Source organism: Helicobacter sp. MIT 14-3879 (assembly GCF_003364125.1).
The window spans coordinates 1-20188 of record NZ_NXLP01000023.1 but is presented as its reverse complement, the minus strand read 5'-3'; the positions used below and the strand labels follow the sequence as shown (position 1 = coordinate 20188).

18 protein-coding genes and 1 pseudogene are annotated in these 20188 nt (G+C 35.0%); 9 read left to right on the top strand and 10 right to left on the bottom strand.

Going from position 1 to position 20188, the window contains the following annotated elements; genetic code table 11:
- The coding region (locus CQA44_RS08910) for a TonB-dependent receptor domain-containing protein (protein ID WP_115546915.1) at positions 1-780 on the top strand (780 nt) is incomplete at its 5' end.
- An 88-nt stretch (positions 781-868) separates the two neighbouring features.
- Here the strand turns inward: CQA44_RS08910 and CQA44_RS08905 are convergent.
- Positions 869-1411 carry a PAS domain-containing protein gene (locus CQA44_RS08905; protein ID WP_115546914.1) on the bottom strand — a complete coding sequence of 181 codons (543 nt, stop codon included), beginning with the start codon at positions 1409-1411 and terminating at the stop codon, positions 869-871.
- Between the two features lie 81 nt (positions 1412-1492).
- On the opposite strand from CQA44_RS08905, the gene CQA44_RS08900 reads away from it, so the two are divergent.
- The 5 genes and pseudogenes from CQA44_RS08900 (at position 1493) to CQA44_RS08880 (ending at position 7100) form a co-directional block, all read left to right on the top strand.
- Positions 1493-2488 carry a tRNA pseudouridine(55) synthase TruB gene (locus CQA44_RS08900; RefSeq protein WP_258864969.1) on the top strand — a complete coding sequence of 332 codons (996 nt, stop codon included), beginning with the start codon at positions 1493-1495 and terminating at the stop codon, positions 2486-2488.
- A pseudogene (locus CQA44_RS08895) lies at positions 2482-2706 on the top strand (carbon storage regulator); the annotation flags it as partial. The gene CQA44_RS08900 and the pseudogene CQA44_RS08895, both read left to right, overlap by 7 nt.
- 97 nt (positions 2707-2803) lie before the next feature.
- Positions 2804-4150, top strand: coding sequence for a hypothetical protein (locus CQA44_RS08890; RefSeq protein ID WP_115546912.1), 1347 nt, complete (start codon positions 2804-2806; stop codon positions 4148-4150).
- A gap of 16 nt (positions 4151-4166) precedes the next feature.
- Positions 4167-5318: a glycosyltransferase family 10 domain-containing protein gene (locus CQA44_RS08885; protein ID WP_115546911.1), complete on the top strand. Its 1152-nt coding sequence runs from the start codon at positions 4167-4169 to the stop codon at positions 5316-5318.
- Positions 5319-5945: 627 nt separating this feature from the next.
- Complete coding sequence (locus tag CQA44_RS08880) at positions 5946-7100, top strand: glycosyltransferase family 9 protein (RefSeq protein WP_115546910.1); 1155 nt, start codon at positions 5946-5948, stop codon at positions 7098-7100.
- A 408-nt stretch (positions 7101-7508) separates the two neighbouring features.
- Here the strand turns inward: CQA44_RS08880 and CQA44_RS08875 are convergent, their stop codons facing one another.
- The 8 genes from CQA44_RS08875 to ccoN form a co-directional block, all read right to left on the bottom strand.
- Entirely contained in the window at positions 7509-8306 is a 798-nt protein-coding gene (locus CQA44_RS08875) for a hypothetical protein (RefSeq protein WP_115546909.1), read from the bottom strand.
- 902 nt (positions 8307-9208) lie between these two features.
- Positions 9209-9874 carry a hypothetical protein gene (locus tag CQA44_RS08870; protein ID WP_115546908.1) on the bottom strand — a complete coding sequence of 222 codons (666 nt, stop codon included), beginning with the start codon at positions 9872-9874 and terminating at the stop codon, positions 9209-9211.
- Positions 9864-10799 carry a hypothetical protein gene (locus CQA44_RS08865; RefSeq protein WP_147289772.1) on the bottom strand — a complete coding sequence of 312 codons (936 nt, stop codon included), beginning with the start codon at positions 10797-10799 and terminating at the stop codon, positions 9864-9866. Before CQA44_RS08865 ends, CQA44_RS08870 begins: the two co-directional genes overlap by 11 nt.
- Before the next feature lie 155 nt (positions 10800-10954).
- Entirely contained in the window at positions 10955-11158 is a 204-nt protein-coding gene (locus tag CQA44_RS08860; RefSeq protein ID WP_115546906.1) for a DUF4006 family protein, read from the bottom strand.
- 12 nt (positions 11159-11170) lie between these two features.
- Positions 11171-12058: a c-type cytochrome gene (locus CQA44_RS08855; RefSeq protein WP_115546905.1), complete on the bottom strand. Its 888-nt coding sequence runs from the start codon at positions 12056-12058 to the stop codon at positions 11171-11173.
- Complete coding sequence (locus tag CQA44_RS08850) at positions 12042-12284, bottom strand: cytochrome c oxidase, cbb3-type, CcoQ subunit (protein WP_115546904.1); 243 nt, start codon at positions 12282-12284, stop codon at positions 12042-12044. The genes CQA44_RS08855 and CQA44_RS08850 overlap by 17 nt, the downstream gene beginning before the upstream one ends.
- Before the next feature lie 40 nt (positions 12285-12324).
- Positions 12325-13023, bottom strand: coding sequence for a cytochrome-c oxidase, cbb3-type subunit II (gene ccoO / locus CQA44_RS08845; protein WP_115546903.1), 699 nt, complete (start codon positions 13021-13023; stop codon positions 12325-12327).
- 11 nt (positions 13024-13034) lie between these two features.
- Positions 13035-14498, bottom strand: coding sequence for a cytochrome-c oxidase, cbb3-type subunit I (ccoN, locus tag CQA44_RS08840; protein WP_115546902.1), 1464 nt, complete (start codon positions 14496-14498; stop codon positions 13035-13037).
- 343 nt (positions 14499-14841) lie between these two features.
- Between ccoN and CQA44_RS08835 the strand changes: the two genes are divergently transcribed.
- The 3 genes from CQA44_RS08835 (at position 14842) to CQA44_RS08825 (ending at position 17596) form a co-directional block, all read left to right on the top strand.
- Positions 14842-15894, top strand: coding sequence for a phospholipase A (locus CQA44_RS08835; RefSeq protein ID WP_258864967.1), 1053 nt, complete (start codon positions 14842-14844; stop codon positions 15892-15894).
- A gap of 7 nt (positions 15895-15901) precedes the next feature.
- A complete protein-coding gene (locus CQA44_RS08830) occupies positions 15902-16894 on the top strand; it encodes a methionine ABC transporter ATP-binding protein (protein WP_181881846.1) in 993 nt (330 codons plus the stop codon).
- A 510-nt stretch (positions 16895-17404) separates the two neighbouring features.
- Positions 17405-17596 carry a YqaE/Pmp3 family membrane protein gene (locus CQA44_RS08825; protein WP_115546900.1) on the top strand — a complete coding sequence of 64 codons (192 nt, stop codon included), beginning with the start codon at positions 17405-17407 and terminating at the stop codon, positions 17594-17596.
- Positions 17597-17751: 155 nt separating this feature from the next.
- Here CQA44_RS08825 and CQA44_RS08820 read toward each other — a convergent pair whose 3' ends face one another.
- The gene (locus CQA44_RS08820) at positions 17752-19494 is read right to left on the bottom strand and encodes an OmpP1/FadL family transporter (RefSeq protein ID WP_115546899.1); all 1743 of its coding nucleotides are present in this window, start codon (positions 19492-19494) and stop codon (positions 17752-17754) included.
- Between the last annotated feature and the right edge of the window lie 694 nt (positions 19495-20188).

Sequence of the window (20188 nt, the reverse complement as noted above, 5' to 3'; positions counted from 1 at the left end):
ACAAATACAGAATCTAAGCAAAATTCTAAATCGCAAATTTCACCCAAATGCACACTGAATTGGCAATTCACCTCAACAAGTATGTTTAAGATTTCAGGCGGACAAGCTTTTCGCGCTCCCACTCTTAATCAAATGTTTGTTGAGCACAGATACACAGATGGTGTAACGATTATTGGGAATCCAGATTTGCGCCCAGAAGTAGCAACAAGCTTTGATGTAGGATATGAACAAAAGGTTTCTTTTGGGAATAGTAAGGGGCTTTTAAAGTTATATTATTTTCATACTCTTATGAGCGATACCATTTACACAGACAGGGCTGCAGGCAAAATATTAAATGGAGGCAAATCACTTATCAATGGGTTAGAATTTTCTTATAAACAGGGCTTACCCTTTTCTTTGGGTATCCTCATCACTTATACTTATACACATTCAAAAATGTTGAGTAATCCTATAGATAGAAGCATTGAAGGTAAAAAACTAGTAGGAATTCCCGAGCATTTAGCCTATGGGCAAATTTATTATGATGACAACAGATTCTTTGGTAGTTTCGGTGTGGAATATATGAGCAAGCCTTATGCAAGAGCGGATAATAGCGATACAATTAGCGGTGTGTATGGAGCAACTGATGGGTATGTGCTAGGAGACATTCGCGTGGGTATGCGATTTTTTAAGCATTATGAAGTGAGTGCCAATTTTACGAACATTTTTAATCAAACTTATTATAGCTATTACCGCGCACCCGGTGCTGCCTTTTATGTCCAATTAAGCAGTGTGTTTTAGGTCTATTCTCAATGAAAACGATAGGGTAACGCATGCGATTTGTAAATTGTGTTGCTAGAGTAGATGAGAAATATTTTATAGGATATGATTATAATTTGCCATTTTTTTGCAAAGTTGTAAAAAAAAATTGATGAGACATCTTAAACGATTCTAGAGCCTTTAAAAAAGCAGCCAAACTCTCTTCCATAGGCTTTTTACCTGCCTTACTAGCTTGTAATTCAATTTCGGTCAGTGTCGTATAAGTATCACGTATAAAAGAAATCGCATTAGAATGTGGTTTACGTCGCACAGAGTAGTATCCTATAATATTCCCGTGAGAATCAAATGATGGGGTTACATTGGCATACACCCAATAATCCAAGCCCTGTTTATTCTTATTAATCACAAAAGCGTTAATTTCTTGTCCGCTTTGTATTGTATCCCAAAGGATTTTAAAGATGACACGCGGCATAAGCGGATGTCTTATAATGTTGTGGTTTGTTCCTATGAGTTCTTCCTCGTTATAGCCGCTAAATTGCAAGAAATCCAAATTAGCATAAGTAATAAATCCCCTTAAGTCTGTCTTTGAAGTAATTAGGCTATTGTCTTGCAAAAATAATTCGTTGCCACGTTGCTTAATATGATTACGCATAAGAAACCCCCCTTGCGATTAAATGAAACATTATAACTAATTTAGTAAAATGGCTATTACTTCTCATTTTAAGGTTTGCCTATGAATGATTTTATAAACCAAAAAATTCCTAATAGTTTTCTCGCATTAGTCTATAAGATTCCGAATATTTCAAGCTTTAATTTCATCAGTCTGATAAAAAAATCATTACAAGAACAGGGTCTCGTGATTAACAAGATTGGTTTTTCTGGTACATTAGATCCTTTTGCAAGGGGGCAATTAATCCTAGGTGTTAATAGCTATACAAGGCTTTTTTCTCATATTAAAAAAGACTATAAAACTTATCGGGCAACCGTATTCTTGGGTTGTGAGAGTGTCAGTTTAGATACAGAAAATATTATGAGCATAGAGCTTATTAAAAAAATAGATTCTAAACAGATAGAATCGCTGTTGCAGAATCTAAAGGGTAGAATACATTATAGTCCTCCTAGATTCAGCGCGAAACATATTCATGGCATACGCGCCTATAAACTTGCTAGAGAAAATAAAAACTTTTGTATGCAAAAGAGCATTATGGACATTAAGGAATGCAGACTTTTGGCTTACCATCATCCTTTTGTGAGTTTTGAAATAACTTTAAGTGAGGGAGGATTTGTACGTTCTGTTGCAGAGATTATCGGACAGTCTTTAGGAATTAAGGCTAGTCTTTGTTATTTGGAGAGATTAAGCGAGGGTGATTTAGCTTATCGTGAAATACTTAATTCTCAATACAGCGCATTGCCTAAATTCCAAAGTATAATAGAGCTGCAATTTTCTTATCATCAAGTTCAACAAAAAGCAAAACTTATTTTAATAGATATTCAAAATGCCTTAAAATATGATACAATAAAGCTTATTAATTATAGAAAACAGGCGCAAGATGGCAAAAGGTTTCGCTTAAATAATATTTGTTACAAGAATATTCTAGCCAGCACAGGGGTAAATGATTATAATACTAATATAAGGTATTTAGCCGATTTTGGCGGACATTATGGAATCATTGAGATGACTCAAGACAGAGAAATTAAATATATTGTGAATAGGATTGATAAATGTTAATTTTGTCGAGAAAACAAGAAGAAAGTGTTGTCATAGGAAATGACATTATCCTCAAAGTCATAAGCATTGATAAAGGCAATGTTAAGCTAGGCTTTGAAGCTCCACCCAAAACGCTTATCTTACGTGCAGAATTAACAGAAGCCATCAAGAGCGAGAATACTAAGGCAACAGGCAATGTCAGTAAGGATATTCTCAGCGCATTGGGGGTACAACTAAAAAATAAAAGAAATAAGGAAATTAACGCCAAAGATGCTTTTAAAAAAGAACAAGCGAAGAAAAATAATAACTTACACAAATAGTCCCTAGGTATTCACAATGCCACAAGATATTCTTATTAAAGCTTATCCTAAGATTAATATAGCCTTAAAAATTTACCCTAAAGATTCCCAAACAATAGATTCTACACACAAACATTTCAATAACCTTCATAAGATTGCATCGCGCTTTTGTCTTGTATTGGGCAATCTCCATGATATTATGCAATTTAAATGGTTTCATAAACCCTTACAAAGTAATGACACAAAACAGAATCTCAATGATTCTCAAGCGGGTTGGAAAACTCAATCTCATCGAGAAATAATGCCCCTATTTCGTGAAAAAAATCCATTAAATCCGCATATAGAATTCATTTTACAGGGTAATTTTGATTGCGAAATAGAATCTAATCTTATCTACAAAGCCTATAAGATTCTTTTAGAAGAAAATTCTGCAGTCAATAGAGATTGGCAAAATAAGGTGCTTTATATCAAAGTTATAAAGAATATTCCTACTGGTAGCGGGCTTGGGGGAGGAAGCGTTAATGCGGCAATCAGTCTTATTGTATTCAACACTCTGTTTGGGCTGAATCTTAGTGTTAAAAAACTTTTGCGCTATGCTCAAGAATTAGGCAGCGATGTTCCTTTTTTCGTTGTGATGTATTTGCAAGGAGGGCAGAATATACACCGCTTTTTTCTACATGATTGTGGGTGTGAAGAATTGAATAAGCAAGAATTTGCTACAACACAATCCATTCTAGAATCAAATAGCAAAGAGTCTTTGAATACGCTATCCTATCAGATTCAATGCAAAAGCACACCTACACATAAAGACCCTTTTAGCAATGTCAAAATAACTACTTATTGCCCCAAGACAGATTCGGACAATCTCTCTACTTTGCAAGATTCCATACATTCCGCTCCCCTCTTCTTTAGTGCAAATGTCTTTGGTACGGGAGAAATTATTGTACCTTTTTTTGAGAAAATGCTATATTTTACTCTGTATGTAAGTACTCTTTCGTGTCATACAGGCAGGGTTTATGCTGCGTTTGACGCTCTTTATGAGAAGCAGGCAAACTTGCAGCACAAAATCACAGACACGCAAGCTTATCTTGACACGGATGCGACGTTAGAATCTCAATCGCAGTTTCACACGAAGTCTTATTCCTATAAGAAAGTGCAAGATTCAAACAAGGAAGAAATAAGTCCTCTGATTGATTTTAATTTAGATTCTAAAACTCTTCTTACCCATTATACTATTGATGAGCTGAATGACTTATACCAACCAGCTAGCGCGATTTATCCATTAGAATCTGTGTATGCAGCATTGATAAAAAATCAGAGAAAGATTTTTTTTAGCGGTAGTGGCTCGACATTCTTTAGCCTTAAAGAATCCAAAGAGAGCTAGCAATATAAGGAAAATAATGCAGCATATTAAACTAAAAATTGTTGATTGGTGGGAAGAACCAACCCTTGAGAACTTTGATAGCAACTATTTTGTCAAGATTTTGCGCAAAAAATATCATGTAGAATATAGTGATAATCCAGACTATATCTTGTATAGCATTCTTGGCAATGAGCATCTGCAATATGATTGTGTGCGCATTTTTCACACGCAAGAAAATATTGCTCCTGATTTTAATATTGCTGATTACGCCCTTTGCTCTGATTATATCGATTTCTTGGATAGATACACGAGAATGCCCCATTTTGTTTTTGACTATTATCATGAAGATTTACATTTGAGCATGAAAAAACATGAGATAAGTACGCAAGAGATAGAATCTAAACAAAAATTTTGCAGTTTTTTAGTCAGTAACCCCTATGGTGAGGGTATGCGCGATTATTTTTTTGAAGAATTATGCAAATATAAGAAGGTGGATTCTGGAGGAAGATGGAAAAATAACATAGGGGGAGGAATTGATAGCATTTATTCACACTGTAAAGTTCCTTTTCGTGATTTTCCTCGATTGAAACGTGAATTTATTTCACAATATAAGTTTCATCTTTGTTTTGAAAATATTTCTAGCCCGGGATATATTACCGAAAAGCTTTTTACCGCCTTTGGGGCAAAGACTGTTCCAATCTATTGGGGCGATAGCTCAATCTCACCGCATTCTCCTTATTTTAGCGATAAGCCAAAATCAAATGGACAAGGCGAATATATTATCAATCCTAAGGCATATATCAATGTCCATAATTTTAGCTCACTTCAAGAAGCAATAGAATATATTATTGAAGTGGATAATAGTCCGAAGCTTTTTGCAAATATCTTGCAAGAAAAGGTTTTTTTGCAAGATTATGACATTATTGCCTATTATGAAAATAAGATTTTAGGGTTTTTTGATTCTATCTTTGCTAAAGATAAAGAAAGCTTGAAAAATAACACAATTGCACACTCTGCAAATCAAGCTAAGAAATGTGTGGGGTTTCATCTTAGAGACTATGAGTATGCAAGAAAAGATTATGCCCATATATATGAATGGCGCGAAAGATTCAACTCTTTTATCCCACGTCCAGTGAGACCTTTATTCTTTTTTAACAAATATCACTACAGGTATCGTAAAAAATCCTGACAAAGCTTTATGGCTTGTATTAAGTAAGTTTCATCTTAGAGACTATAACGTGCAAGAAAGGATTATACCCTTTATCAATGCGATGCCCTACTATTATCAATTTGTTGAGTAAAATGCAAATAATTGACATTTTAATAGTGCTTGTTATCCATTTGTGTGTTTTTATTGTATTTAACATTAAGTGTGGCTTTCTCATTAACAAGGAGGATACCTTTTAGTCTCAAGAAAAAACTACAAACTTTAACCCTGCAAATTTTAATATATTTTAACGCGATAGAAGACAACATAGCATGAATGTGAATCAGTAAATGAAATATGCGTAACTTTCTTGTAAAATAGACATCAATTTTCTTTATATTTGTTTGTAGCAACAATCCAGAGATTGCTACAAAGCGACAAAGAAATGTGATTTATTGTGCTTCAACTTTAAATCCTTGTGTTAGAATCAGGTAATGCAAGACTAAGCCTGTTTCCAAGTTAGCTTCAAATTGATAGGGATTCATGCAGTAGTATTGCTAGAAAATTACAACCAAAAACTTGAAAACTTATAAATTCTTATGCTATGCCTTTGGCACATTAACCTAGATTCTGTTTAAGAAATAATAAGCTATATGCTCGGGAATATAGATGACTGTAGGTTTTATCCATCATTATGGGTTAGGTGACAATATCCTTGCCTTTAGGGCTTTATACGAATGTAAGAGATTCTATCGTTGTAGGCTGATTGTTTTTGGTAACGCACTTATGATGAGATTATTGCAGTGTTGTTCCTTTGTTGATAAAATCATAGATATTCATGTTTTAGACAAAGAATCCGCATTAACGATTAAGAAATATCATTGCGATTATCTTATCCTTACCAATCCTAAAAGTAGCTATATTAGTGATTTAAGGATATGTCAAACAACTATCATTACAGGGACAAAAATCCCCTCATTGTTTTCTTCTTATTGCAAAACTGTGCCTATTTTTCTTTTGCCACAATATCGCAAAATGAATGTGGCAGAAATATTGTGCGTGCTTGTTAGAAAAATTAATCCCACAGTGTATGATGCAGAGAAAACAAAACTAGAGAATCTCATCAATAATCCGCACTTGCAGCAAGCAGATTCTAAAGAATGTTTGACTGATACACTACCATATTCTTCTATCAATTATAAGATACAAACCTCTGAAGAACATCAGACATCTATTAGCGCATTTTTACAAAAAGCCTTTCATGCTGCATGCTCCCCTTTTTATCTGATTGCGATAAATCCCTTTTGCATTGCGGCTCAATACAGTTTACCAAGCCTAGCGTGGTTAGAGCTTATAGACAGAGTTTCACAGATTCCCTCCTGCAAGGTGTTGGTTGTTACCTATCCTACTGTGCATGAAGAATTTATACAAGACATTAAACATTTTGATACAAAAAGCACCATAACAAACGGAAGCATTAAACAATCAAAAAATATTTTACTCAATAGAATCACATTGTTTCAAAATAATTATGATGTTCTCAATCTAGCCGAGATTCTCTCTCGTGTAAGCTTGCTTATTTCACCCAGCACCGGGGCTATTCATCTTGCCTCAAATCTTAGAATTCCAAGTATTGGACTTTACTCACACAAAGACACAAGAAAATGGGCTACATACGATAGACGCTATGTGATTATTAACAAGCCAAAAGAGGAACTAGATTCCAGAGAATGTCATCATATCATATCCGAAACACTCCATACTCTAGAATCCCTTATTGCCAGCTCTTCCTTAACCCAATATGCAGATAATCAAAGGCGATGAGAATTACACTCTACTCCCTATTCTCACGCTTATACAACCGCATGCTTAATGCCACCTCAGGCATTTTTTGTGCAGAGTTTCGTAGTAAATAAAGTAATAGCATGGGCAAATAGAGACGAGATTAATCTAATAAACTGATTAGTGCTGCCAAGTCAATTTTCTCTAAAAATCTCATTCACAAAATCCTTGTTGATTGGCGGTTTGTATCAGGTAGATTTTTTATGATTAATCACAAGCATAGTCGGCTTAGGGACGACATGTCTTCGCTTCAATTGCCCAATCCATACTTTCAAGTTTTCAAAGGAGCATATTTATGAAAAACTAAGGGATACAAATATGCAGGATAGATAATAGAATCTTATGCAATCCATATTGCTAATTCTCAACCACAAAAACAAGTAAGAGTTGCTATTGACACTCTAAAGTAACCTTAGCCCCAAGCTCTATTTCCTCTTCTTTAGGAGTAGGCAATATGATATTATTTACCTCGCTTGACACAGAAGAATAATTTGCACTCTTGGCATTAAACGCATAAGGTCGTGGAGTAGGAATGCTATGGAATGTCATTTTAGATAGATGACACTTTAAAGCAAGTGCTTTTGTATAATAGGCAGCTAATTCTTTTGCTTGGATAATAAGATCTCCTCTAAGGTTTTGCTCGCTTTGTCTTTGTTCATCTTGAGAGATAAACGGGGTAATATTCGGTACACCAAATTCTAAAAGAGGATTTTTATTTGCAATATTCATAATCTCGTTAAGGACTTGCTGATAATTATCTTTTTGTGAGGCTTGAAATGTGCATTCCATATTTAATGAAGCACTATACCCCCTCTTTAGTGTATTGCCCGCAAAATATTCTATTGGCTGTAAATTATAGCTTCCACCTGTGCATACTTTCGAAGCATTAATAATTTTTATAGTTTCATTAAAGGATTGGGTAATCATCAATCTGTCCTCGTTGCCGAGAGATTCTGCATTTCTCAATGCAATGCTCTCTTTGATAATTGGATACGCATGAAAATTTTGTGGCGTATTTTTGCTCATTGCGCTTAAATCTTGCGTAATAATAGTTGCAACAGATGGAGAATTAGGGCTGATTGTTGCTTGCTTGGAGAATTTTTTGATAACAAAAATATCAAAAGCAATGCCACCAGCAAACAAAGCTAGGACAACGATAGATAGACTAATGTATTTAATCCATTTCATGACTTACCTTAATCAAAGATTTATGCTATCTTATCTTAAAACAAACAACAAATCTAAAAAATCAATCTTTAATATTTGATTTGCTAGCTTAATGTTTAAAGAGATTCTAGGAATTTCTGTGTAGGATATCCAGATTGTTATAGAAAATGATGTAGAACTAGATGGTTTTTTATCAAGATTTAGATTAAAATGGCGTAATTTAAGCGTTAAAGATTTGAATGTGTATGGTGTGAGTTACGGTGATAACGCGCTGTATCATGCCAAAAGAGAAAATACCTAAATAAAAAGAGCTTTGTCGTGAGATTATGAGAGATTATTACAAAATTATAGCGCGAGTTTTTGAGCAAGAAAAGTGATGATTAAGGAGCATTAGATTAAGAGCAACAAACTGAAAAAGTGGAGATGATAATATTTTAGGATTCATTTCGCTTTTGGAATGAAAGAGAAAGGTGTTTCTATGATAATAGAATGTCTCGATAATAGAATACCTCTTGCGTTATCTTATAGGCATGGCTTATGCCAAATCTTCACAATCTTAATATGCCAATAATTTTGTGTATAGTTTAGGTAAGGGATTGAAAAAATTATTTCTGCCTATTCCAAGTATATCAATCCATTCTTTATATAATTATCATGTCTTAGCAAGCAAAACGTATTCGCAAAGGGCAATTTATATTTAAAAATATTCATGCCATTGCTCATGTTTTAAGTAAATAGGTAAATTTATTGTTAAATTCATTGCATATATAGTCATTGCATTATCACTAGTAAAATATCTTTAGTGGCATAAAGTATTGATTAGTTATGAGATTAGCTTGTGAATTGTCTCTCAATTTTTAAATGCTAAACTTTAAACCACAAAACGCTCTGTGATATGCAGGCTTTTCTCTTGCGCGCCATGACTATGTATTAAATACCCACTGATAAAAAAATATTTTCTTAGATTCACTGTCTCCACTAAAACGGGCGGAAACCTCAAATCTCGCTTGATAGAATCCTTTTGAAGGCAAAGAAAAAGACTCTGTTTTAAATTCTTGTTGCAACGAATGGGAATTATCTTTATACAATGGAATCTCCAAAGATTTCACCTCTTTGGATTCTGTGTCTAATCGCACAAACTCGACTTTCACAGATTCTATCATGGGGGTTTGTTTGTTGTCCTGCTTTGAATCTGACTCATAAGAATGAGGGGGGGCAGGTTTTCTATCATGTAACTTGACGAAATGCAAAAAGAAAATATTGTTGTTAGGATTTAGCTTAATATGTTCTTGTGGTTCTGCCTTAGGGGCTGGGGGTTTTGAATAATAGGGACTCTGTATTTTATAGAGATTTTCTGCGTTTGGGCTGCGATTAATGCCAAGATAGACTGTATAAAAACTCTCAAAGCGATTCTGAATATTCATAAGCTCATTAATATTCGCATCTACAAAAAGTTTTTTTTCATTAAAAGTAGAATCTGGCGCAATACTTTGAATAGAGGAGATACGTATAGAGATAGTAATAAGAACAATACCCAAAAAGATGATGAATAAGATTCCAAAAGGCCAAAAAGTACGTTTATTCTGCATGGTTATCCTTTTTTGTTTTAAAAAAGCCAAAATAGACAAGCACAAAAAGACCAATCAGAGAAAATAGCATGATATAGATAACAAACCTTGTTGCCTCGCTTGGTTTCTCCATAGGCTTAGGTGCATTGAGGATTACATTATAATGCGCAGCTATCGCATGAGCTGTTGCCAAATAAACATTGGATAATCCTTCATTTACTCCATTTTTATATTTATCTGAGTAAATATCCGCCACAGGTAAATAGGGATAAGCATACTCATCGAGCAAAGAGGCAGTATTAAGAAAATCTACATTGCTTTTTAAAGTGATATGATGATCATTGTAAAAGAGAAATATGACCGCATAATTGTCATGTATTTTTGATAAAAATTTTTCTTCATAATCACGACGCACTTTAAATTTCTCGCTCTCACTCAAAGAATCTTGCATGTTATTAATTTTCGCCTTAATATTTGAATCTAATATTGGCACTTCCTTGAGAACATGAATAATTAGCTTAAATCCCGTTTTTTTGTAGATTTCACCCGATACTTGTGCTACTGATTCTTTTGCAAAATGAGAAAGCACATCTGTATCTCCTATAAGATAATCATGGTGAGACATGTCTTCTTGAGAGGGAGAAATATTCTGTGTAGATTGTGTTTGATACGAAGCTAATAGCATAGCAGTCGCATACAAATCCGAATTGCTGATTGGAACAAAGTCTTGTCTATGTGCTTGTGTTGCAGGTATTTGAGAATTATGATTGATTGTAGAGTTGGAAATAAGACTTAAAGAATCAAAAACATAACCGTAAATGGCATAGTTCTTATTCTCTGTATAGAATCTATTTTCAGGCTTTAAAAGTTTTAGAATCTCTGTTGATGTTGCCTTGGTGCAATACAAGGCAAACACAATACAGAAATAACCACATAATCGCAACATAATTGCTTGTCATACCAAGTATAAGATTCTTAAACTTTATACGGCATGCAGATACTGATAAGGTGAAAGAGTCAAAACGATAGTAAGAATTGCTAGACCTACGATAGTCCAAGCCACTAATTTTTCAAATGCTGTAAGTTTCATGCTAATCTCCTCTATTCTTTGATTGTTTGAAATGCTTGATGATTGTTAAAGTCTTTTTTCTTGAGACTTTGAGAATCAATAGTGTAAAAAGTTGTTGCAGTAGATTTCTGGACACGAATGGCATTATAACCCACTATTGCTGCAGCAGCCACCACAATTAATACTGCTAAAACAAAACCTACCAAACTATTTAAGATGTTAATAATCGCCTGCATAACTACTCCTTATTATTGAATTGTATGTCTGGAAGCAATAAAGCTCTGAAGTGCCTCCACTTCTTTATTACTAAGCCCTAAATACTCAAAAGAAGGCATAAAACCAATATTTCCTTTTTTGCCGTATTTCAAAACATTTGCTAAAAATTCTGTCTTACCATAGTTTTGAAGTGATGGACCCACGCCTTCCACGCCCTCTCCATTTTGCCCATGACAGGTGAAGCAAGTGCCAATCTCTTCACTATGATAAAGTGCCTTACCATGTTTGACTAATTCTTCATCATATTTGCCACCAACATCACCTACGATTTCGCTCATAACATAATGTGCTACTGCCTGTATATCTTTTTCTTCAGTAAGCAATCCTTCTGGCATTGCACCGTATTCTTCACCCTCATGATTTTTTAAGCCCGCGCTTCCATGCCGAATGGTATCCATAATCCCATCGACCTTACCCCAATGAGTAAGGTTTTGTGCTTTGCCATCAATGCCCTCTGCGGTAATTCCATGACATTGCGAACATTGCACAAGGAATATCTGTTCTCCCATCAGCTTAAGTTTGTCAGAATCTAAATTCGCATAGACGGTATCGAATTTCTGACTGTGTGCCTGTGCTTCCTCATTGTATTCTCCAATTTGAGAGTATGAATTGAGGGGATACCCAAAAAGAATATACCAAATAGCCCAAACCAATACTCCAAACAAGGCAAGCAGATAACCGACAGGGACATCATTATGAAATTCACGAATACCATCCCATTCATGCTCTGTAAGTTCTCCGTCATTAGTCTCTGTTTGCATCTTTTTAATATAGAACCAACAAATAGTAACTGTCAATACCAAAATAATTATTGCAGCAATAAAGCTTATTAAATTAATATGGTCATTTAACCAACCCATTCTTATCTCCTTTATTTGTGTTATCTTTAATAGATTCAACAGGCTCATCATCTAAAGAATCATCAAGTGCTAACTTTCCATATTTTTCATAGTCTATCTTACCTTTTGCTTGAGCACGATATAAATAAACAATATAGGAATATAGCCAAATAGTAAGAAAAATGATAGAAAACAAATAAGCGGCATTAACACTTATAAGATCAAATCCATAAATTTCAAGGCTCACGATATTTCCTTAAGATTCAAAGCTCTTTCGATCACATTAGTTACTTAACAATACGACTCGAACCTAAACTATTCATATAGGCAATCAAGGCGACAATTTCAGTAATTTTCCCTTTCCCATCATCAAAGATTTTTGTCGTAGGCTCATTTTTCATATCCTCTACAACTTCTGCAGCGTCTTTAATGAATTGTTCTTTTGCTTCTTCAAGACTGCCAAGTTTTACGCTTGTTTTTAGCCCTTCAACATCATAAGGAACATTAAAAACCTTTTTCTGTGTTAAAGCTTCCGCATAGGCAGTCTCAAAATCAACTTCTTTTGTATAGAGATGCTTATATGCGGGCATAATAGAACCCTGTACAACTGAAGTAGGCTCATACATGTGATTTGCATGCCAATCGCTACTTCTATTGTCGCCTATTCTATGGAGGTCTGGTCCTGTTCTTTTAGAACCCCAAAGAAAAGGTCTATCATAAGCATATTCACCGCTTAAGCTATACATACCGTAACGCATAACCTCGCTTTTAAACTCACGAATAAGCTGCGAATGACAGTTGTAGCAACCTTCTTTCATATAAACATCTCTACCTGCTGTCTCAAGCACAGTTAAGGGGCGCAAACCTTCTAATGGCTGCGAAGATTTTCTAAAATCTGGAATAATCTGCACCAACCCCGCAATAGAGAAAACAATGACAAAAGCAATTGTAAAAAAAAATGGATTTTTCTCTAACCAAGCAAACATTCAAATCCTCCTTAAGATGCCATAGGCGTAGCATATTGTGGTTCTCGTTGAAGCTCTTTAGCTGACACGATTGACATAACAATATTGTAGATAAAGATGGCAAAACCAATAAGATATAACAATCCGCCAATGCCTCTTAATACAAAGAAAGGCTTAAGTCTTATTACTGTATCTACGAAAGAATATTTTAACTGCCCTAGTTCTGTAATATCTCTCCACATCATGCCTTGAACAATACCTGCAGTCCACATACTAGAGAAATAGAATACAATGCCTATTGTCATAATCCAAAATTGTGTATCAATAAGTTTCTTAGAATAAATTTCTCTGCCAAATAATCTAGGGGTCATGTGATACACTGCAGCAATAATAGTAAATGAAACCCAACCCAATGCAGCATCATGCACATGCCCGATAATCCAATCTGTGAAATGTGCCAACGCATTAACAGACTTGATAGACTGAATGGGTCCTTCTAATGTGGTTAGCATATACCAAGTAGATGCAAGCACTAGGAATTTAATAAGTGGAGATTCTTTTAATTGATGCCATTGTCCTCTCATGGTAAGAAGCATGTTAATTGCTGTTCCCCAAGATGGCAGAATAAGTACAACAGAGAATACAGAACCCAAACTTTGCACCCAATCAGGAACGGTGGAGTAAATAAGATGGTGTCCTCCAGCCCAGATATAGACAAACATTAAGCTCCAAAAAGAAAATAAGGTGAGTTTATAAGAGAAAACAGGTTGTCCAGATTCTTTTGGCAGGAAATAATAAATTAACCCAATAATACCAGAGGTAAAAACAAATGCAACTGCATTGTGTCCCCACCACCATTGAATCAGCGCATCATTTGTTCCTGCATACATAGAGATGCTATGCCAAATGCTTCCTAGTCCTGTAACCAACCTTGTTGGTACTGCGAGATTGTTAAAGATATACAGCACTGATATAGCAGTGAATGTAGCAATGAAATACCACAGTGAAATATAAATCACTTTCTCTTTGCGCACTGCCATGGAGCCAAATAAGCTTGTTCCCCATAATACCCAAGTAAGAACTACAAAAATATCAACTATCCAAGGTAGTTCTGCATATTCTTTAGATTGTGTAATACCACTAAAAAGAGTATAAAGAGCTAAAACCAAAACTATCAGATATACAACAAAATGCAATAGACCCACAAGCTTAAGAAACGGATGATCATGATAAGTAATCTTAAGTGTCCTTTGCCCAAAATAATACCAGCTAGCCCATATACCACTAAGAGTAAAACCATAAATAATAACATTGGTATGCAAAGGTCTCAATCTACCAAAGATAGAATACTCTCCTGCAATATAATTTAAGTCTGGATCTGCTAATTGGAATGATAACACCACACCAATCAACATGCCCACAAAACCTGTGGCTACTGAAACAAGCAAAAATAATTTTGCAAGTGAGTAGTCATACTGCTTAATGCCTTCTTGCATGTTTTCTCCTTAATTCTCAAGATTTCATTATGTGTTGCTATTGTAGTATTTGAATTATTAGTTATAGCTTAAAATAAAAACTTATTAATGAGAAAATTAATAAAAGTTAAATAAAAGCTAACATTCGTTGTTTTTTAGATTTTCTAAGATTTAACCTTATAAAACATTAAATTACTAGAAAATCGCACCGCGCTATCTGCTAGATGAATAGGATATGAAGCTCGTTATTTCAAAACCATAATTTCATGAAATTTGTGTTAATATTACATCTTGATTTAAATCTTAGTTCCTCATGTCTTAAATATTTTCAATGTTTGCTATTATTATTTGGAGGGGAGTAGTTGTGCAACTCACTATGTTCTGTATCAGACCCATTGTGTTCTTTCTCATAACCTCAATGCTCTGCATTGATATAGCATTTTCGCTAGAATCTCAAGAGTCTAATAGAGAATCTGTCTTATATGATTCTAATCAACCTCTGCAGGATTCCCAAGATTCTATAATCAACAAGAATCTTGTCAAGACAACACAAGATTCTGAAACACAATCTAGCTTTTGGGATAAGACAAAAAAACATTTTTTTGATAAAACAACTTACAAGGCAAGAGTAGAAAAGGCGGAAAAATCTTATGAATACTACATGCAGATTTTAGAACATGAAGGAATGTATTTTCTATATTCCTACAGCTTTCCTCCACAAGGAGTCTATGGTAATAATATACGTAGTGAGTTAAAATTTCAGTTAAGCGCGAAAGTGCCTATTTGGAGGGGGGCATTTTGGAGTAAGGGGACTTTGTTTTTTGGTTATACTCAAACCATGTGGTTTCAACAATTTAATTTTGCTTATTCTAACCCCGTTCGTGATACAGATTATAAACCTAGCTTATTCTATTCTTACCCAGCTAATTGGAATGTATTAGGTGGGAAACTCAAGGAATTACGTTTAGGAGTATTGCATTATAGTAATGGTATTGGCGGAGAGGAGTGTTTAAGGACGAATATTAATATCCCTACTCCAGAACAATGCCGCTCAAGGAGTGCTGGTAATAGAATCATGTTAGAAATAATTTGGGAATCTCATGGCTTTGGCATACATCTAACTGCTTGGCCCTATATAGATACTAGGCGCGATAATCCAGATTTAAATGAATTTATGGGATATGCAAATCTTAGATTCTACTATAAACATAAAAGGCACTTTGCTGAAATCCATTTCTCGCCTATTATCTCTAATTATAGCAAATATCATGGTTCGATTCGCATAGGTTATGCCTTGGCGATTAATCGTTTTGTTTCGATTTATGGACAGTATTTCTATGGTTATGGTGATAATCTCTATGAATATAATAGAATCTCCCATAGACTAGGAATAGGACTACGAAGTACAATATTTTAGAAGGTAAATTATGATACAACTCCGCAATATTACAAAGATTTATCCTAACGGATTTGAGGCTATAAAATCACTGAATCTATCTGTGCAAAAAGGCGATATTATGGGAATTATAGGCTATTCTGGTGCAGGTAAATCCACGCTTATACGGCTTATTAATCGTTTAGAATCTCCTAGCACAGGAGATATTTTTGTTGATGGAATAGATATGGTGAATCTTAAAGAACATGCCCTGCAAAAAATGCGACAAAAAATTGGTATGATTTTTCAGCATTTTAATTTACTTGCTTCGCGTAATGTATTTGGAAATGTAGCCTTTGGACTAGAGATTGCGAAGTGGAAGAAGAGAGATATCGCGGCAAGAGTTGAGGAACTTTTAGATTTAGTAGGCTTAAGCGATAAGGCAAATTTCTATCCTGAACAATTGAGCGGCGGTCAAAAGCAAAGGGTTGCCATCGCTAGGGCATTAGCAAATTACCCACAAATCCTCTTATGCGATGAGGCAACAAGCGCGTTAGATACAAAAACTACTAAGTCAATTCTCGGGCTAATTGCTGATATTCAACAAAAATTAGGTTTGACCATTGTCCTCATCACACATCAAATGGAAGTTGTACGTGAAATTTGCAATAAAATGTGTGTCATGAGCAATGGTGAAATTGTTGAACGTGGTAATGTAGAACAAGTTTTTGCTATCCCTAAACATGCAGTTACTCAAGAGCTCTTATCGTTTTTACCAGCCTTGTCTTCAGAAGAGATTTTGAAACAAAATAATAAAGAGGTGTATAAGATTCTATTTGTAGGGAGATATATCCATGACCCGTTAATTTCGGAGGTGATAAAAAAGTTTCATATCAACATAAATATTTTAGCAGGCAATATCGAGGCTTTATCAACAACAAAAATTGGTCATTTATTTGTATCATTTAGCGGGGAAGAATATAGGGTAAAAGAGGCAATTCATTACTTGGAGCAAAAGGGGCTGATTGTTGAGAAAATTTAATACTATTTCATTTGCTACACTTATAAAATGAGAAATTATTGATTCTGAGCGTAGCCACACATCTCTTGGAATCCTTAAGAGATGTGTGGCTACCACAAAAGTGGATTTCATTTTACTCAATGCAACAATGAAATTATCTGTATTTTTATTAATTTCGGATGAGATTCTATCATTGACTCAAGAATTTTTGTTGCTGTTAAAACTCTCATGAAGATTCTTAGATTAAATTATGCAAGAGCAAGAGATAGTCCTTAGCTGAAATTAAGAATCAAAGATATTGCACATTCTTATCAATGGATTGCCCAGACAACAAATGAAGCTCAAAATGATATAGATATAAGTGCATAAAAGAAAACTTATTAGCTCTTAACCTAAAGCGATAGGGTAACTTGATATTTTGAAACACAATAAGGCAATAATCTAAAAAATTAGAAAGCCAAATTATGACGTAATTGTTAATATATTAACAATTACTGTGTAGAATGATGTTTATTTAGATTAAGGAATCCCATGCGTTTATTATTAGCTTTATTTATCCCTTGGGCTGTCTTTTTTACTATTGGCAAACCCTTTCAAGGTATATTTTGCTTGATTCTGCAAATAACTCTTCTTGGTTGGATACCTGCATCAATATGGGCAATTTATGCGCTTAATAATTATAAGACAGATAAGAAGATTGAGGAAGCACTAAGAAATAAATAGTTAATGTCTAAAATAATAAGCAGATTTCGCAAGATTTTACTCTTTTTACCTTACTTGTTATAGTTAATGCTTACACAATCGAGCACTGACAATAAAATATACAAACTCTCAATGAAAAATTAAGTTAGCGCAATATTCTTAGAGCATGAGTGAATCTACCACCTGTATTCCAGCGAAAAAGTTGCTATACGAAGCTGCCCTGTACCCCCGCTTGCATAGACACTTCGAGAACTGTTTTTAAAGGTTTGGGAGAGTGCAATACCCAAATTAAAACCTCTAAAATTATATTTTGCACCAATTCCTACCATATAGCCATCACTATCAGGTATGCCAATCGCATTTTGCGGCACAGGGGCTTTGTCATACGCACCAGAAAGCATCAGTCGCAATTTGGGTCCCATGTAAGTGAAACCTAAGCGAAAGGTATCAGTATCTACCCAGCCATTACCCATAGCGACCGCACTAAAATCCGCTAAACCCACCATGCTCTTAAGTTGCTCTTGAGAGAAGCTTTCGGTGACACTGCCCGGGCTTGCAGTAAATACTGCTTGGTCCCAACCAAATTCCGTGTCAAATTTACGTCCTTGACTCCAGAAAGTTCTCTCATAGGTTGCCTCAAAACGGATTTTACGAATCTTGTCAATGTCAAATTCATGACTATAAGCCACAGTGAGAATCTCTGGCATAGTTACATACAAAAAGAGTGGAGCGTCCATTCTTACATTACCTATAGCGCCCCCAATCACTGTATCCGCACTGACCTTTCCTTCAAATTTCATTGCCACAGGGCTATTATAAAGAAGGGAAAATGTCCCCCCCTTACCCACGCGCAAGGAAGCACCGATACGATACCCAATGCCCAAATCACTCCCGTCGCTTTGCTGAATGACTTGAGCTGTCCCCATTAGACAAGTTTGAATGCTCGTTACCATTGCTTGAATAGCCTGCAGTGGGGTAGAATTTGGAGGCAAGCTTAGAATTGGGTAAAGAATTGGATTCTCAATAATCATGTCAAGCATTGCTTTCATATCGGGGGGGATTAACCCCTCTTCTGGCAAGCTTTGCAATATCTTTGGGTCAAAGGCGGGGGTGCAATTTGGAGAAAGAGCAGGATCGGGAGATGGCATACCATTTTGCATATTATTATTGGTGATTTCTTGTTTGTCTGCTGTGCCTAAGGGAACATACACGATATTATTAAATTTCCCCATGCCATAGAGAATCCGAGGGGCGATACCAATGCTTATCCTCTCTGCATAAGTGTAGCTGATAGAGGGAGCGAACTCTACGAGGAAAATAAACACATCTTGCAAAAACTCCCCGCCCAAGCCATTCCATTTCATAGCTAAACCACTAGGTGCAATAAAACTTGCCCCAAAGGTAAAGCCACTATAAGTTTTAGACTTATAAAAAAACTTAGGTAGCATAAAATTCGTATCGCCTGTCGAACCTGTTACCATAGCGGTATCAGCCTCTGTGTGCGGTGGTAACTCTATCTTGCCCGGAATTAAATTTAATCCTAATGCTTGTAAAGCGGGTTCTAGGTTACCAACAATGCCTCCATATTTCATGTAAGTTGTCGAACTCAACCCCTGATTGGTCGTGGGTACAGAAAAATTAAAACCGGGGATATTAATCGCGCTGAAAGCAAATTCAAATTCATGTTTATTCTCACCCCAATCATTCTGGAAACCCATATTAGCGGGATTGTAATAGCTCGCATCTGCACCTCTAGCTCCCGCTACATAGGCGGAGCTAAGGGCGGTAGCGTTAAGGCTTTGTTCTTGAATCTTAAAACCATTGGCAAAAGAAAAATAGCTAAGACTGTGGGCTAAATAGCTAAACAATAAGATAACACTTAAGTAGCGCGGCTTAGAAGTAATTTTAAGGTTAAGCATTTATTATAGCGCTTTGATAAATTCACTGTATATCATTAAGTATTTAATCAGGTAGAATATAGCGTCAAAATTCCCACGTGTACTCCTAGTGTTATTTCATTGTATCTGTTTTATTTAGCCCTTAGAGATTTGCCAACCAATCTCTTGCAGTAACAACTCCACAATTACTGCAGACACCAAATTATACAATAATTTTGTTAAAACTATAAATTATAAACTATTTGAGAATAAATAATATCTAATTTTCACACTTTCTTAGGGCGTTACACTCATAGAATGTGCAGCAACATGTTTTTGAATCCTTTGCTTAATAAGCTATAAGTTCTCTAATCGTGCAATCTTTAGAATCCAACCATTTATCTCTATTTTTTATAGTCATTGAACAAAACACTATTTAATTCCTTTTGCCTTTAACTAGCATTCTAATTTTACCAAACTACTCTTTAGTAATTCTATAATCTAACATCAAAATCTTGTAGTAAAGTTATGTTTCCTACTTGCTTTTAGACTATGGCAATTTTAAAACCATGCTTTGTTTTGCAAACATTACAACATCATAATTATCTTTGTAATAGCATTTACCTGACTTCTATGGCTAACAAAATGAAGTTTCTAATAATAAACTCTCTAATTTTAGATTCTGCAAATAGCATCAATTATTTATTTAAAAACTCTAATTAAGCTCTGATATTTT

Coding starts and splice junctions, on each gene's coding strand:
- CQA44_RS08905 (WP_115546914.1), bottom strand. CDS start 1,411: ATGCGTAATCATATTAAGCAACGTGGCAACGAATTATTTTTGCAAGAC.
- CQA44_RS08900 (WP_258864969.1), top strand. CDS start 1,493: ATGAATGATTTTATAAACCAAAAAATTCCTAATAGTTTTCTCGCATTA.
- CQA44_RS08890 (WP_115546912.1), top strand. CDS start 2,804: ATGCCACAAGATATTCTTATTAAAGCTTATCCTAAGATTAATATAGCC.
- CQA44_RS08885 (WP_115546911.1), top strand. CDS start 4,167: ATGCAGCATATTAAACTAAAAATTGTTGATTGGTGGGAAGAACCAACC.
- CQA44_RS08880 (WP_115546910.1), top strand. CDS start 5,946: ATGACTGTAGGTTTTATCCATCATTATGGGTTAGGTGACAATATCCTT.
- CQA44_RS08875 (WP_115546909.1), bottom strand. CDS start 8,306: ATGAAATGGATTAAATACATTAGTCTATCTATCGTTGTCCTAGCTTTG.
- CQA44_RS08870 (WP_115546908.1), bottom strand. CDS start 9,874: ATGCAGAATAAACGTACTTTTTGGCCTTTTGGAATCTTATTCATCATC.
- CQA44_RS08865 (WP_147289772.1), bottom strand. CDS start 10,799: ATGTTGCGATTATGTGGTTATTTCTGTATTGTGTTTGCCTTGTATTGC.
- CQA44_RS08860 (WP_115546906.1), bottom strand. CDS start 11,158: ATGCAGGCGATTATTAACATCTTAAATAGTTTGGTAGGTTTTGTTTTA.
- CQA44_RS08855 (WP_115546905.1), bottom strand. CDS start 12,058: ATGGGTTGGTTAAATGACCATATTAATTTAATAAGCTTTATTGCTGCA.
- ccoO (WP_115546903.1), bottom strand. CDS start 13,023: ATGTTTGCTTGGTTAGAGAAAAATCCATTTTTTTTTACAATTGCTTTT.
- ccoN (WP_115546902.1), bottom strand. CDS start 14,498: ATGCAAGAAGGCATTAAGCAGTATGACTACTCACTTGCAAAATTATTT.
- CQA44_RS08825 (WP_115546900.1), top strand. CDS start 17,405: ATGCGTTTATTATTAGCTTTATTTATCCCTTGGGCTGTCTTTTTTACT.
- CQA44_RS08820 (WP_115546899.1), bottom strand. CDS start 19,494: ATGCTTAACCTTAAAATTACTTCTAAGCCGCGCTACTTAAGTGTTATC.